The 13,732-nt window shown below is 72.1% G+C and carries 16 protein-coding genes; 10 read left to right on the forward strand and 6 right to left on the reverse strand.

Annotation, left to right across the window (positions count from 1 at the left end; all coding sequences use genetic code 11):
• The first annotated feature begins 88 nt into the window (after positions 1 to 88).
• The 6 genes from KSE_RS21395 to pstB all read left to right on the forward strand — a co-directional run bounded on the left by KSE_RS21395 (position 89) and on the right by pstB (position 6,141).
• Positions 89 to 1,168 carry a CHAD domain-containing protein gene (locus tag KSE_RS21395; RefSeq protein WP_014137422.1) on the forward strand — a complete coding sequence of 360 codons (1,080 nt, stop codon included), beginning with the start codon at positions 89 to 91 and terminating at the stop codon, positions 1,166 to 1,168.
• Between the two features lie 38 nt (positions 1,169 to 1,206).
• Complete coding sequence (locus tag KSE_RS21400; protein ID WP_014137423.1) at positions 1,207 to 1,713, forward strand: NUDIX hydrolase; 507 nt, start codon at positions 1,207 to 1,209, stop codon at positions 1,711 to 1,713.
• Between the two features lie 245 nt (positions 1,714 to 1,958).
• Positions 1,959 to 3,098, forward strand: a complete 1,140-nt coding sequence (pstS, locus tag KSE_RS21405) for a phosphate ABC transporter substrate-binding protein PstS (RefSeq protein ID WP_014137424.1) — start codon at positions 1,959 to 1,961, stop codon at positions 3,096 to 3,098.
• Between the two features lie 168 nt (positions 3,099 to 3,266).
• Entirely contained in the window at positions 3,267 to 4,250 is a 984-nt protein-coding gene (pstC, locus tag KSE_RS21410) for a phosphate ABC transporter permease subunit PstC (RefSeq protein ID WP_014137425.1), read from the forward strand.
• Positions 4,247 to 5,323, forward strand: coding sequence for a phosphate ABC transporter permease PstA (gene pstA, locus KSE_RS21415; protein ID WP_014137426.1), 1,077 nt, complete (start codon positions 4,247 to 4,249; stop codon positions 5,321 to 5,323). Before pstC ends, pstA begins: the two co-directional genes overlap by 4 nt.
• A gap of 41 nt (positions 5,324 to 5,364) precedes the next feature.
• Positions 5,365 to 6,141, forward strand: coding sequence for a phosphate ABC transporter ATP-binding protein PstB (gene pstB, locus KSE_RS21420; RefSeq protein ID WP_014137427.1), 777 nt, complete (start codon positions 5,365 to 5,367; stop codon positions 6,139 to 6,141).
• A 138-nt stretch (positions 6,142 to 6,279) separates the two neighbouring features.
• Here pstB and KSE_RS21425 read toward each other — a convergent pair whose 3' ends face one another.
• Positions 6,280 to 7,275, reverse strand: coding sequence for an inorganic phosphate transporter (locus KSE_RS21425; protein WP_033257788.1), 996 nt, complete (start codon positions 7,273 to 7,275; stop codon positions 6,280 to 6,282).
• 5 nt (positions 7,276 to 7,280) lie between these two features.
• A complete protein-coding gene (locus KSE_RS21430; protein WP_014137429.1) occupies positions 7,281 to 7,901 on the reverse strand; it encodes a DUF47 domain-containing protein in 621 nt (206 codons plus the stop codon).
• A 223-nt stretch (positions 7,902 to 8,124) separates the two neighbouring features.
• On the opposite strand from KSE_RS21430, the gene KSE_RS21435 reads away from it, so the two are divergent.
• Positions 8,125 to 8,505, forward strand: coding sequence for a metal-sensitive transcriptional regulator (locus tag KSE_RS21435; protein ID WP_014137430.1), 381 nt, complete (start codon positions 8,125 to 8,127; stop codon positions 8,503 to 8,505).
• Between the two features lie 54 nt (positions 8,506 to 8,559).
• Here KSE_RS21435 and KSE_RS43415 read toward each other — a convergent pair whose 3' ends face one another.
• Together KSE_RS43415 and KSE_RS21440 are read right to left on the reverse strand one after the other, a co-directional pair.
• A complete protein-coding gene (locus KSE_RS43415) occupies positions 8,560 to 8,736 on the reverse strand; it encodes a hypothetical protein (RefSeq protein WP_167544099.1) in 177 nt (58 codons plus the stop codon).
• Positions 8,737 to 8,874: 138 nt separating this feature from the next.
• Entirely contained in the window at positions 8,875 to 9,705 is an 831-nt protein-coding gene (locus KSE_RS21440) for a LolA-like protein (RefSeq protein ID WP_014137432.1), read from the reverse strand.
• Positions 9,706 to 9,947: 242 nt separating this feature from the next.
• On the opposite strand from KSE_RS21440, the gene KSE_RS43420 reads away from it, so the two are divergent.
• Positions 9,948 to 10,088, forward strand: coding sequence for a hypothetical protein (locus tag KSE_RS43420; protein ID WP_202524401.1), 141 nt, complete (start codon positions 9,948 to 9,950; stop codon positions 10,086 to 10,088).
• A 45-nt stretch (positions 10,089 to 10,133) separates the two neighbouring features.
• On the opposite strand, the gene KSE_RS21450 is transcribed toward KSE_RS43420, so the two are convergent.
• Positions 10,134 to 10,886 (reverse strand): phosphatase PAP2 family protein, encoded by a 753-nt coding sequence (locus KSE_RS21450; RefSeq protein WP_014137433.1) that lies wholly within the window; start codon positions 10,884 to 10,886, stop codon positions 10,134 to 10,136.
• 187 nt (positions 10,887 to 11,073) lie between these two features.
• Positions 11,074 to 12,129 carry a C40 family peptidase gene (locus KSE_RS21455; RefSeq protein ID WP_014137434.1) on the reverse strand — a complete coding sequence of 352 codons (1,056 nt, stop codon included), beginning with the start codon at positions 12,127 to 12,129 and terminating at the stop codon, positions 11,074 to 11,076.
• Positions 12,130 to 12,379: 250 nt separating this feature from the next.
• On the opposite strand from KSE_RS21455, the gene KSE_RS21460 reads away from it, so the two are divergent.
• Complete coding sequence (locus KSE_RS21460; protein ID WP_014137435.1) at positions 12,380 to 12,727, forward strand: hypothetical protein; 348 nt, start codon at positions 12,380 to 12,382, stop codon at positions 12,725 to 12,727.
• Positions 12,728 to 12,883: 156 nt separating this feature from the next.
• Entirely contained in the window at positions 12,884 to 13,705 is an 822-nt protein-coding gene (locus KSE_RS21465; protein ID WP_014137436.1) for a hypothetical protein, read from the forward strand.
• The last annotated feature ends 27 nt before the right edge of the window (positions 13,706 to 13,732 follow it).

The following is a 13,732-nucleotide window of genomic DNA, read 5'->3' on the forward strand; positions in this document are numbered from 1 at the left end:
GCACACCGCCCGCGCCGGGACACCACCGGCGCGGGCGGACTGCACCCCTGGGGCAGGCCCAGGGAGGGAATCGGGGAGAGCCACAGCCATGACCGATGCGCCGACGACGGCCCCGGTGGCGCGCGCCGCGACCGCCGGGGAGGTCCTTGCCGGCTACCTGACCGCCCAGGCGGGCGCGTTCCTGCGCGCCCTGCCGCAGGCGGTCGGCGAGGCGGGCTCCAGACCGGGGGCGCTGCCGGCCTCGGCGCAGGCTGCGGACGACCTGCTGCGGGCGGTGCGCCGGGTCGGCGGGGCGCTGCACACCTTCGCCGCCGCGTTCGACCCGCAGTGGGCCCAGGAGTCGCGCACCGAGCTGCGCTGGCTGCTCAACCTGCTCGCCCAGGAGCCGGGCTACCAGCGGCGGGCGACCCGGCTGCTGGGCGCGCTCGACTCGCTGGCCGACACCTCGCCGGACGGCGCCGGCATGCTGGCCGGCCACGCGGGCGCGCCGAAGGCCCGGGCGCTGCTGGAGCGCCAGCTGACGCTGGCCCGGACCAGGGCGCACACCGCGCTGCTCCAGGAACTGCGCTCGGCCCGGCTGCACGCGCTGGCCGACCGGATGACGCTGCTGGCGGGCGAGGTGCCGCTGGCCGCCCCGGCCGAGCCGGCCGCGGCGCTGCTGCCGCGGGCCGCCGCGGCGCTGGCCGCGCTGGTGGGCGCGGGCGAGCGGCTGCCGTGGCAGCGCTCGGCGCAGGCGTACGGCGGGGCGGGGCTGCACCGGCTGGGCCCGGCCGAGCCCGCGGCACCGGCCGGGGCGCCGGCCGCGGTGCCGCCCGCCCGGACGGCGGCGGACGCGGACGCGGCGCTGGCGGCGGACGACGCGCCGTGGCTGCGGGCCCGGATCCTGGTGAAGCGGGCCAGGTACGCGCTGGAGGTGTGCGGGGCGCCGGGCGAGGGCCTGCGCGAGCTGGACGGGGTGCTGGCCCGGCACCAGGAGGCTTCGGACGCGGCGGCGACGGTGGCGACGGCGGCCCGCACGCCGCGGATCACCCCCGCGACGGCGTACGTGCTGGGCGTGGTGCACGCGGACCAGCGCTTGGAGGTCGAGTCGGCCCGGTACGCTTTCGGGCGCCAGTGGCCGGCGGTGGCGCCCGGGCTGGTCGGTCCGGCGGCGGTGCTGCCGGCCTGAGCCCCCCGTTCCCCGCCCGGATGGACCGCGTACCGCTGATGCCCGATCGCTCCTCCCCGCCCGACCGCGTCCAGGCCCGGTCGGGCGGTTCCCGTCCGGGCCGCCGCCCGGCGGCGGGCTCCCGTTCGACGGTGCTGGCGGCGGGCGCGGTGCTGTGGGTGCCGGGCCCGCCGAAGAAGAGCGGCAAGGGCCGGAAGAAGCCGCGGATCGCGCTGGTGCACCGCCCCAAGTACGACGACTGGAGCCTGCCGAAGGGCAAGCTCGACCCGGGCGAGGGCTGGCGGGCGGCCGCGCTGCGCGAGGTGCTGGAGGAGACCGGGATGCGCTGCGTGCTGGGCGCGGAGCTGCCGACCCAGCACTACCTGGCGCACGGCCGGCCGAAGGAGGTCCGGTACTGGGCGGCGGTGCCGACGGACGGCGCGTTCCGGCCCAACCGGGAGGTCGACCGGCTGGAGTGGCTGCCGCCGAAGCGGGCCCGGGAACGGCTGACCCACCCGCGGGACCGGGTGCTGGTGGACGCCCTGCTGGCCCTGCTGTTCGGCTGAACCGCCGCCCGGCCGGTTCGCGCAGGTCGTACGGGTGATCTGCCCGCGCCCGCACCGTGACGCAACCGTTACTACCGGCCGCAGTTTCCTGACGTCCCTTCGAGGTTCACTCCCCGTTCATTTGTGACGGGCTGACGCGTCACCTGTCCTGCCTAACTTCTGGGTTACCGGAGGGCCGGAAGGGCCCCGGACCACAGCAAAACCGGTCGTTCCGAGACCGGCATTGCCTCAGAAAGGGACACCCAGTGAACCTGCGGAACGGCCGCTCCAAGGCCCTCGCCATCGGTGCCGTCGCGCTCGTCTCCACGCTGTCGCTCTCGGCTTGCGGCACGGACGACAACACCACGAAGACCAACGCCGGCACCTCGGCGTCGGGTGGCGCCGCTCCTGCTGCCAAGATCACCTGCGCCGACAAGGGCGGCTCGCTGCTGGCCGCGGGTTCCACCGCCCAGACCCCGGCGATCGACGTCTGGAAGGCCGCCTACAGCGCCGCCTGCTCCAGCGCCACCCTGACCTACGGCGGCGGCGGTTCCGGTGCCGGTGTCACCCAGTTCAACCAGGGCAAGATCGCCTTCGCGGGCACCGACTCGGCCCTCAAGCCGGCCGAGGTCGAGACCTCGAAGACCGTCTGCACCGGTGGCCAGGCGATCGACCTCCCGATGGTCGGCGGCCTGATCTCGATCGTCTTCAACGTCGAGGGTGTCGACAAGCTGGTCCTGGACGGCCCGACCCTGGCGAAGATCTTCGACGCGCAGATCACCAAGTGGAACGACCCGGCGATCGCCGCCCTGAACGCGGGCGTCAACCTGCCGGCCGCCGACATCCAGGCGATCCACCGCTCGGACGACTCCGGCACCACCGCCAACCTGACCGGCTACCTGGCCAAGGCCGGCGGCGGCGCCTGGAAGTACCCGGCCTCGAAGACCTGGGCGGGCCAGGGCGGCCAGTCCGCGAACGGCTCCGCCGGTGTCGCGGCCCAGGTGAAGCAGGTCAAGAACTCGGTCTCCTACGTCGAGCTCTCCTACGCCCAGACCAACAAGCTGAACAGCGCCGCGATCAACACCGGTGCCGCCAAGCCGGTCGAGGCCACCGCCGCCAACGCCGCCGCGACCCTGGCCGCCGCCAAGATCACCGGCACCGGCGCCGACCTGACCCTGGACATCGACTACGCGACCAAGGCCGAGGGCAACTACCCGCTGACCCTGGTCACCTACGAGGTCGTCTGCGACAAGGGCAACAAGGCCGACAGCCTGCCGATCCTCAAGTCCTTCCTGAACTACACCGTCAGCGAGGCCGGCCAGCAGGCCATCGGCGCGGTCGGCTACGTGCCGCTGCCGGCCCAGCTCGCGGCCAAGGTCAAGACCCAGGTCGACGCCCTCGCCTGAGCCTGATCGACGACCGGCCGGGCGACCCCCCAAGGAGGGGGGAGGGGCCGCCCGGCCGGGCTGTTCGTCGCGCACGCAGCACCGCACCACCACCACAGAACATCCGGGGCACCGCCGCCAAGGTGCCGCCCTCCGCGGGGCAGCGCCGCCAGACCGGAGTAAACGATCATGACTTCTGCACCCCCCGCCGACGCGCGGGGACGGACTCGACGGAGCCGGGGCGACAGCCGCCGCGGCGACAGCGTGTTCTTCAACCTCTCGCGGGGCTCGGGCATCCTGCTGCTGGTCATCATGGCCGCCATCGCAGGCTTCCTGGCCTACCGCTCCTTCCTCGCCCTGGGCAAGAACGAGGGCAACTTCCTCACCACCTTCGAGTGGGCGCCGGACGCCGCGAAGCCGGTCTTCGGCATCGCCGTCCTCACCTTCGGCACACTGGTCAGCGCGTTGATCGCGATGGTCATCGCGGTTCCGGTCTCGGTCGGCATCGCGCTGTTCATCTCGCACTACGCGCCGCGCCGGATCGCCCAGCCGTTCGCCTACCTGGTGGACCTGCTGGCCGCCGTGCCGTCGATCGTCTACGGCCTGTGGGGCGTGCTGTTCCTCGTCCCGCACATGGACGGCCTGACCAGCTGGATGGACGAGTACCTCGGCTGGACGTACGTCTTCGACCAGTCCAGCTCCGGCGTCCCGGCCCGCAACCTGTTCACCGTCGGCATCCTGCTCGCCATCATGGTGCTGCCGATCATCACCGCGGTCACCCGCGAGGTGTTCCGGCAGGTCCCGCGGATGCACGAGGAGGCGGCGCTCGCGCTCGGCGCGACCCGCTGGGAGATGATCCGCACCTCGGTGCTGCCGTTCGGCCGCCCCGGCATCATCTCCGCGTCGATGCTCGGCCTGGGCCGCGCGCTCGGCGAGACCATCGCCGTCGCGACCGTGCTGTCCACCAACAGCCAGCTGTCGCTGCACCTGCTCGACCCGGGCGGCGGCACCTTCGCGCAGAACATCGCGCTCAAGTTCAACGAGGCCCAGCCGCTGGGCCGGGACGCCCTGATGGCCTCCGGCCTGGTCCTGTTCGTCATCACCCTGCTGGTGAACGGCGCGGCCCGCATGATCATCGCCCGTCGCAAGGAGTACTCGGGGGCCGCCGCGTGAGTGCCGTCTCGACCGTCACCGACACCACCCCGCAGCTGAGCCACCGGCTCACCGCGGCCCGGCTGCCACGCTGGGCGCCGGCCGGCATCGCGATCGCCTCGATCGCCGTCGGCTGCGGCATCGGCGCCGCCGCCGGACTGAAGAGCCACCTGCAGTGGGGCCTGATCTCGGCGCTGCTGTTCCTGCTGGTCAGCTACACGGTCTCGGCCGCGGTCGAGGGCCGCCGCCAGGCCCGGGACCGGTTCGCCACCTCGCTGATCTGGGTCTCCTTCATCTGCGCCGTGGTCCCGCTGGTCGCCCTGACCTTCTACACCGTGCAGCAGGGCATCGGCGCGATCAGCCCCGAGTTCCTCACCCACTCGATGAAGGGCATCGCCGCCACCCTCAGCCCGGACGGCGGCATCTACCACGCGATCATCGGCACCATCGAGCAGGTCCTGCTCGCCACCCTGATCGCCGCCCCGATCGGCCTGCTCACCGCCGTCTACCTGGTGGAGTACGGCCGCGGCCGGCTCGCCAGGGCGGTCACCTTCTTCGTCGACGTCATGACCGGCATCCCGTCGGTCGTCGCCGGCCTGTTCGTCCTCTCGCTCTGGAACATCGCCCTGGGCTTCCAGTACTCCGGCTTCTCGGGCAGCCTCGCGCTGGCCATCCTGATGATGCCGGTGGTGGTCCGCTCCACCGAGGAGATGCTCAAGCTCGTCCCGAACGAGCTGCGCGAGGCCTCGTACGCCCTCGGTGTGCCGAGGTGGAAGACCATCCTGCGGATCGTCCTCCCCACGGCCGTGGGCGGCATCACCACCGGTGTCATGCTGGCCGTCGCCCGCATCACCGGCGAGACCGCCCCCGTGATGATGCTGGTCTTCGGTGCCGACTTCATCAACAGCGACCCGTTCAACGGACCGCAGCAGTCGCTGCCGCTCTACATCTGGCAGCAGTACTCGCAGATCAACAACGACTACGGCTACCAGCGCGCCTGGGGCGCGGCCCTGGTGTTGATCGCGTTCGTGATGGGTCTCAACCTCATCGCCCGGGGCATCGCGCGTTGGCGCTCGCCCAAGGGCGGGCACTGACACCGACTGACGTTCGAACAGACGAGAGAAGACGAAAGACCATGGCCAAGCGCATCGACGTCAGCGGACTGTCCGCCTACTACGGCTCCACCCGCGCCATCGAGGACATCTCGATGACCATCGAGCCCCGCTCGGTGACCGCCTTCATCGGCCCCTCGGGCTGCGGCAAGTCCACCTTCCTGCGCACCCTGAACCGGATGCACGAGGTGATCCCCGGCGCCCGGGTCGAGGGCAAGGTGCTGCTGGACGACCAGAACCTGTACGGCGCCGGCATCGACCCGGTCGCCGTCCGCCGCTCGGTCGGCATGGTGTTCCAGCGCCCCAACCCGTTCCCCACCATGTCGATCTACGACAACGTGGTGGCCGGCCTCAAGCTGGCCGGCGTGAAGAAGAAGGCCGTGCTGGACGGCGTGGTGGAGCGCTCGCTGCAGGGCGCCAACCTGTGGAACGAGGTCAAGGACCGCCTCAACAAGCCCGGCGCGGGCCTGTCCGGCGGCCAGCAGCAGCGCCTGTGCATCGCCCGGGCGATCGCGGTCGAGCCCGAGGTGCTGCTGATGGACGAGCCCTGCTCGGCCCTCGACCCGATCTCCACCCTCGCCATCGAGGACCTGATCGGCGAACTGAAGTCGCAGTTCACCATCGTGATCGTGACCCACAACATGCAGCAGGCGGCCCGGGTCTCCGACCGCACCGCCTTCTTCAACCTGGCGGGCGTCGGCCAGCCCGGCAAGCTGATCGAGCTGGACGACACCCAGCGGATCTTCTCCAACCCGTCGGTCCAGGCCACCGAGGACTACATCTCCGGCCGCTTCGGCTGACCGGCCCGCGCGCCCGCACCGGGCCGCACCGAGAACTGCTCCGCGGCGCTGCATGGCGGTGCCGCCGCGGAGTCAGAAAGGGAAGGGCCCGCCCCCGTGCTGTGGGGGCGGGCCCTTCCGCTGTCTGCTCACCGCCGGTCAGAGGACCAGCAGGTTCACGATCCCGAACATCGCGGCGGCCACGATCGCGGCGGCCGGCATGGTGATGAACCAGCCCAGCACGATGTTCTTCGCCACCCCCCAGCGGACCGCGCGGATCCGCTTGGTGGCGCCCACGCCCATGATCGCCGAGGTGATCACGTGGGTGGTGGAGATCGGCGCCGCGTAGACGAACGAGGTGGTGTACATCACCGCGGAGGCGGTGGCCTCGGCGGCGAAGCCCTGCGGCGGGTCCAGCTCGATGATCTTCCGGCCGAGGGTGCGCATGATCCGCCAGCCGCCCGCGTAGGTGCCCAGCGAGAGCATCGTGGCGCAGGAGATCTTCACCCAGATCGGGATGCCGTTGCCGGTCTGGTGGCCGGAGATGACCAGGGCCATCACCACGATGCCCATGGTCTTCTGCGCGTCCTGCAGGCCGTGCGCCAGCGCCATCGCGGCCGCCGAGGCGGTCTGCGCCACCCGGAAGTTGCGCTTGGCCCGGTGCGGGTTGGCCCGCCGGAAGATCCACAGGATCGCCAGCATCACCAGGAAGCCGCCGACCAGGCCGACGATCGGCGAGACGATCATCGGAACGATGATCTTGTCGACCACGCCGTGCCAGACCACCCCGATGCCGCCGGCCAGCGCCGCGCCCACCATGCCGCCGAACAGCGCGTGCGAGGAGGACGACGGCAGGCCGAAGTACCAGGTGACCAGGTTCCAGGTGATCGCCCCGACCAGGGCCGAGAACAGGATCGCCATGCCCTTGCTGCCGGTCGGGGTCTCGATGATCCCCTTGGAGACGGTCTTCGCGACCCCGCTGCCGAGGAACGCGCCGGCCAGGTTCATCACCGCGGCCATCGCCAGCGCCGCCCGGGGCGTCAGCGCCCGGGTGGAGACCGAGGTGGCGATCGCGTTCGCCGAGTCGTGGAAGCCGTTCGTGTACGTGAAGAAGAATGCGACGCCGATGACGACGATCAGTGCTGCCATGTCCACGGAGGTCAGGACTCCTTGACGGCGATGGTCTCCACCGTGTTGGCCACGTGCTCGAACGCGTCGGCGGCCTCTTCGAGGACGTCCACGACCTGCTTGAGCTTCAGCACCTCGATCGCCTCGTACTGGCCGGAGAACAGGTGGGCCAGCAGCTTGCGGTGGATCTGGTCCGCCTGGTTCTCCAGCCGGTTCACCTCGATCCAGTACTCGGTGAGGTTCGACATCGACCGCAGGTTGGGCATCGCCTCCGCGGTCAGCTCGGCCGCCCGGGCCAGCACCTCGATCTGCTGCTCGATGCCCTTCGGGAGGGTCTCGATGTCGTACAGCACGACCAGGTCGACGGCCTCCTCCATGAAGTCCATGATGTCGTCCAGCGAGGAGGCCAGGTTGTAGATGTCCTCCCGGTCGAACGGGGTGATGAACGAGGAGTTCAGCTGGTGGAAGATCGCATGGGTGGTGTCGTCCCCGGCGTGCTCGGCGGCGCGCATGCGCTCGACGATCTCCGCGCGGGCTGACACGTCCGAGCCCAGTAGTTCCAGCAGGAGCTTCGATCCGACGACCAGGTTCTCCGCCGCGGCGGCGAACATGTCGTAGAAGCTCGTCTCCTTCGGGGTCAGGCTAAAACGCACGGAAATCTCCGATGTGCGGGGTCGGTACTTGACGATGCTAGGCGCACGCCCCCCTCACCTGAACACGGGGTTGCCGACGCGCGCCCTAAGTGTGTCCCACGACACGCCGGTTTGCTCCCGCCCTGCACGGGGATCTCTGACCTGACGCCCGGACGGCGGAACACCAGACCGGTGCCGCGTGTTGGAAGATGAGCCGAGTACCGAGACCAAGAGGGCGGACCGGATGACCACCATCGACACCCCGAGCGCCGGCACCGCGCCGGCCACCGAGACCGCGCCGGCGGCGGCCTGCCACGGCGCCCCCCAGGGTGCCGGGCCGCACGGCTACAGCGGCGAGAAGGAGGCGCACCTCAAGCGGCTGCGCCGGATCGAGGGCCAGATCCGCGGCCTGCAGCGGATGGTCGACGAGGACGTCTACTGCATCGACATCCTCACCCAGGTGTCCGCCTCCACCAAGGCCCTGCAGTCCTTCGCGCTCTCCCTGCTGGAGGAGCACCTGCGGCACTGCGTGGCCGCCGCCGCGGCCGCCGAGGACGGCGGCGAGGAGCTGAACGCCAAGGTCGCCGAGGCCAGCGCGGCGATCGCCCGACTGCTCCGCACCTGAGCCGCCCCATCCGCCGACGCCCCGCCGACTGACGCCCCGCCCGGTGGCGCCCCGTCAGTCGGCCTCGCCCGGAGCCGGATCGCGGCGGGCCAGCAGCACCTCGTCGATCTGCTCGGCGGCCAGCCGCTCCGCGCGGCTGGCCGAGGCGGCGATCATCAGCTCCCCGGTCAGGTCGATCTCGTCCAGCGCGGTTCTGTCGTGGCCGCCGGCGCCGCTGTCCCCGGATGCCATCTCCACCCCTTCCGCCGCCCGGCCGTGTGCCCGCCCCGTACCAGCGTAGGGAGCGGCGGGCCGGGCCACATGGCACGGACGGGCCATCTCTGCCGTCCGAAACGGGTGGGCCCGGCCCGCGGCAGGCCACAGCGGCGGTCACTTCGGCGAGGGACTGGCCTTCATCGAGTAGATGTCGGCGGCGGCGGGCTCGGCGGCCTCCACCGGCTTGCCGAACTCGCTCAGCGACAGGGTGGAGACCACCTTGACCTGGTCCTTCGGCGCGGTCGACCCGGCCACCCCGGCGAAGGCGAAGGTCTCCACCACCTTGTGCAGCCGGCCCTGGCCGTCCAGCCAGACCTCGAACGGGACCTCCTTCGCGGTGAAGGTCTGGGCCGCCATCCGCAGGCCGTCCGCCCCGCGGCCGCCGGTCGCGTCGGCGGCCTTCGCCAGGTCGAGGACGCCCTTGTAGTGCTTGAGCTCCACCCCGTCCGCCGTCTCGGTGCCGACCAGCTCGGCGTGCTGGGCGCCGCGCAGCGCGCCCGCCGCGGTGGCCGGGTCGGTCGCGCCGGAGCTGACCAGGTTGCCGTCCGGGAGCTGGCGCACGTCCAGCTTGACCCACTTGCCCTCGGGGATCTTCGCGCCGCTGTTCTGCAGGTACACCGTGCCGGGCAGCACCACCTCGGTGATCTTCCCGGTGGTGGCGGCGCCGGGCGGGACGTCGATCTCCAGCCGGCCGATCCGCTTCACGTAGTCGTAGCCGCCGCCGCCGCTGAAGACCGCCTTCTTGTCGGCGGACTCGGTGACCAGCTCGGTGGCCGCCCGGGCCGACCCGGTCCGGCCGGTGATGTCGGCCGCCGAGCGGACCGCCGTCAGCGGGTCGCCGGACAGCTGGTCGGCCGAACTCGGCCGCTCCTGGCCACCACCGCTACAGGCCGACAGCACGGTGACGAGCAGGGCCGCGGCCGCGGCCCGGTTGAGCGTCTTCACTTCTTCGACTACCCCCTCGGGCCCCGGACGACCCGGGATGACCCGGCGAGCTGCCACCCCGGATGGGCGGGAGCGCCTGCCAGGCAAACGAGCGGGGGCGCGGAAGGTTACGCCGTTGTTCACCGGACCGACGGGAGGCCGGGCCGCCGGGCCGGGATACGGTGAAGGATGTGGCAGAACAGCGTGCAGGGGCACCCGGCGGAGCCTTAGCGGACGACCACCCGGACGAGCACCGGACGGAGGTGGTCGAGCGCGGTTCGTTCAGCTTCGCGCAGTGCGCCTGCGGCTGGTCCGCCCCGGCCCGCCGCTCCCGCGACAAGTCCCGGCGGGACGCGGCCGGACACCTCGCCGAGAACGCCGGCCCGGTGGCCGAGGCGGGCTGAACGCCCCGCCGCCTGCCCGTTCCGCCCCCCGGCGCTGCCGCGGTCTCAGGCCGCCAGGTCCGACTCGCGGTCCCGCTCCGGCTCGCGCCCCCGGCCCGGCCCGGCCCGGCGGCCCGAGCGGCGGGCGCCCGCACCGGCCGACCGGCGGCCGCCGGCGCCCGCGGCGGGCACCCGGGCCGCCACCAGCGGGCGCAGCGCCGTCCGGGACAGCGCGTGGCACAGCGGCACCAGGACGGCCATCGCGATCGGCGCCAGCAGCAGCACCACCGCGGTGGCCAGCGCGTAGCCGCCCAGCACGTCGGTCGGGTAGTGCACGCCGACGAACAGCCGGCAGAAGCCCTGCAGCAGGGCGAGCGCCCCGGCGGCCAGGCCGAGCCTGCGGTTGACCAGGAACAGCGCGACGGCGATGCCCATCGACATCGCCGAGTGGTCGCTGACGAAGGAGAGCGTGTCCTCCTTGCCGGGCACCAGGACGTCCAGCTCGGGGTGGGTGACGAACGGGCGGGGCCGGTCGACCAGCCGGGAGACCGGCAGGTTGGCCAGTTCGGCGATGGCGACGGCGAGCGGCGCCCACAGCACGCCGGCCACCGCGACCGGGGCGTCCGGGCGGCGGCGGGCGGTCAGCCAGGCGGTCAGGCCGATCGCGGCCAGGCCGAGCAGGATGCCGTACTCGGCCGTCCAGGCGACCAGTGAGTCCAGCCAGCCGGGGGCGTCGGCGGCCAGGCCGTTGACGGCCTTGAGCAGCCCGAGGTCGGGGTCGCCCGAACCGGTTCCGGCGTCGGCGAGCAGCGTCGGCACGCCGCACCTCCCTGTCGGCTCTCCGCGGTGGTCCCAGGTCGTGGTGCTTCCGGGTGCGGACGACCGGCAGCCTCCTGAGTCAACGCGATCAAGGCCGCCGCGGTTTCCCCGGAAACGCACCGTTATGGAAAATTGACTGACCGTCCACCGGGCGTGCACATGCCGCCCGGGGAGGCGGGGGTTCCGGTCAGTCGGCCTTCGGGGCCTGGCTCCGGGTGATGGTGCCGTCGCCCATGTTCCGGGTGGGCAGCGCGGCGGCGCCGTCCGGGGTGACCCGGGTCGCGCCGATGTAGTCCCGCTGGTCGATGGTGTCGTAGCGGACCTTGGCGCCGGTGTGCGGCGCGTCGATCATGTAGCCGCCGCCGACGTAGATCCCGACGTGGTGGATGGTCCGCGGGTCGTCCAGGTCGTTGGCGAAGAACACCAGGTCGCCGGGCCGGAGTTGGTCCCGCGAGGGGTGCGGCCCGGCGTACCACTGGTCGTTGGCCACCCGGGGCAGCTCGATGCCGACGCTCTCGTACGCGACCTTCGTCAGGCCCGAGCAGTCGAACCGCCCGTTCTCCCACTCCTGCCCGGTGCCGCCCCACAGGTAGTCGGTGCCCAGCTTGCTCTGCGCGAACCAGATCGCCCCGGCCGCCTCCTTGGACAGCGCCAGCTGCACGCCCGGGTCGGCCGGCGCGGTGAAGGACTTCGCCAGGGTCTGGATGCTGCGGACGTACCCCTGGGTCTCCTGGTACGGCGGGACGCCCCCGTACCGCGAGACCGCGCCCGGGCCGGCGTTGTAGGCGGCCAGCATGTTCGCCTGCCGGTCGCCCGGGACGTTGGCGACCTGCCGGGCCAGCAGGCAGTCGTAGCTGGCGGCGGAGGCGATCGCGTCGAGCGGGTTCCAGACGTCCCGCTTGCCGTCGCCGTCGCCGTCGACGCTGAAGGCGTCCCAGCTGCCCGGCATGAACTGGGCCATGCCCATCGCCCCGACCTGGCTCCTCGCCTTCGGGTCGAAGCCGCTCTCCTGGTAGAGCTGGGCGGCCAGCAGCGGCCCGGAGATCTCCGGGCAGAGCGCGCCCCACTGCTGGATGTGCGCCCGGTACGCGGCCGGCACCGTCCCGCCGGAGAGCCCGGGCTGCGCGGCGGACTGCCCGGGGACCCCGCTGGCCGCGTACGTCCCGACCGTCACGACGCCCACGAAACCGATCATCAGCACCGCCGAGCCGGCAGCCGCCAACCGAGCCTTCCGCAGCACCATCAAGCACCATCCCGACAGAACGTCAGCGGCCATGTCCTGTTACGCAATTGCCCGGTGCAATCATCACAGATACCAGGGGCGGGAAGTATCCTTGTCGCCACCGGACATCCTGGCGGAGGCGTCCGGCCAGCCACGAGCAATCCGCGAGAAGCAGCCAAGTCGACGTCAGATCTGGCCAAGAATAGGACCTGCCCCTTCGCTCGACCGTGGTCCGGGGCCTTGAATTTTCCTGATCGGGCGGTGAGATGGGATGGACCTGAACGTGGACAGCACAGTGATCCGGTACCTGGCGGAGGACCCGCCCAAGAAGGCCGACATCGACACCATCATCGGCGGGATCGCCCCCGACTGGGGCCCGTTCGCCACCCTCGGCTCCTCGGCCCGGGTGATGGTCCAGGTCGTGATGGCCGTGGCGATCCTGGTCTGCCTCGCCATCGCCATCTGGGGCGCGGCCAAGCAGCGGATCGGCGCCACCGCGATGCGCGACACCTTCAGCGCCGAGCAGGGCAAGGGGCTGATCGTCGCCGGCCTGACCGGCGTGTTCATCATCGGTTCGCTCGGCACGCTGTTCACCATTGTGTACGGCATGGCCATCTGACGACCTGACGATCGGACAACTGCCGCCCCGGCGGCGTCGATCGACCTCGCGCCGCCCGCTCCGACCGCAGCGTTTCCCCACCGTTCCCCGCCTCCCCGCCGAGCACCCGTCACGCCGCCCCGCGCCCCGCGCGACGGCGCCCACCAGGAGGGCCCCGTGCCGTTGTCCGACGACCAGCCGCACACCCGTACGCGGCTACCGGTCGCCGAACAGAACGCCCCCGCCGGCGGCCGACCGGCCAGGCCGCTGCGCACCCTCCTGACCGTCCTCGGCATCGTCACCCTGCTGGTCGTCGCCGTCGCCGTCGCCAACCGCGACAAGCCCGCCGTCGACCGCACCGCCACCACCACCTCCGGCGACCGCGCCCCCGCCGGTGCCGGCGCCTCCCCCGACCGCACCGCCGCCAGCGGCCAACAGCCCGTCGGCACCGCGGTCAACGGCATCGGCACCGGCTACCCGCACACCGACCAGGGCGCGCAGTCCGCCGCCGCCAACTACGCGGTGGCGCTCGGCTCCACCGACATGTTCCGCGCCGACTCCCGCCGCACCGTCCTCACCACCATCGCCGACCCCACCGCCGTCCAGACCCTGCAGACCCGCCTCGACCAGGCCTTCACGCCGGAGACCAACGCCCGCTACGGGCTCAGTGCCGAGGGTCGGGCGCCGGTCGGCATGACGTTCATCAGCCGCGCCATCCCGATCGGTACCAAGCTGGCGAACTACTCGGACACCGGGACGAAGGTGGAGGTCTGGTGCAATTCGCTGGTGGGGATGACCGGCAAGGCCTCGGAGATCCCGGTCACCGCCAGCTGGTACACGCTCGACATCACGATGCGCTGGACCGGCAGCGACTGGAAGATCATCGACTACAGCCGGAAGGCAGGCCCGGCCCCGTTGCCCGCTGACCAACAGGCCGCGACCTCGGAGGAGATCTCGGGTGCCGTCCAGCAGTTCGGAGGTTTCCGCTATGCGCGCTGACGGAGCGGGTGGCGGCCTCGGACGCCG

Source organism: Kitasatospora setae KM-6054, assembly GCF_000269985.1.
Lineage (GTDB): Bacteria > Actinomycetota > Actinomycetes > Streptomycetales > Streptomycetaceae > Kitasatospora > Kitasatospora setae.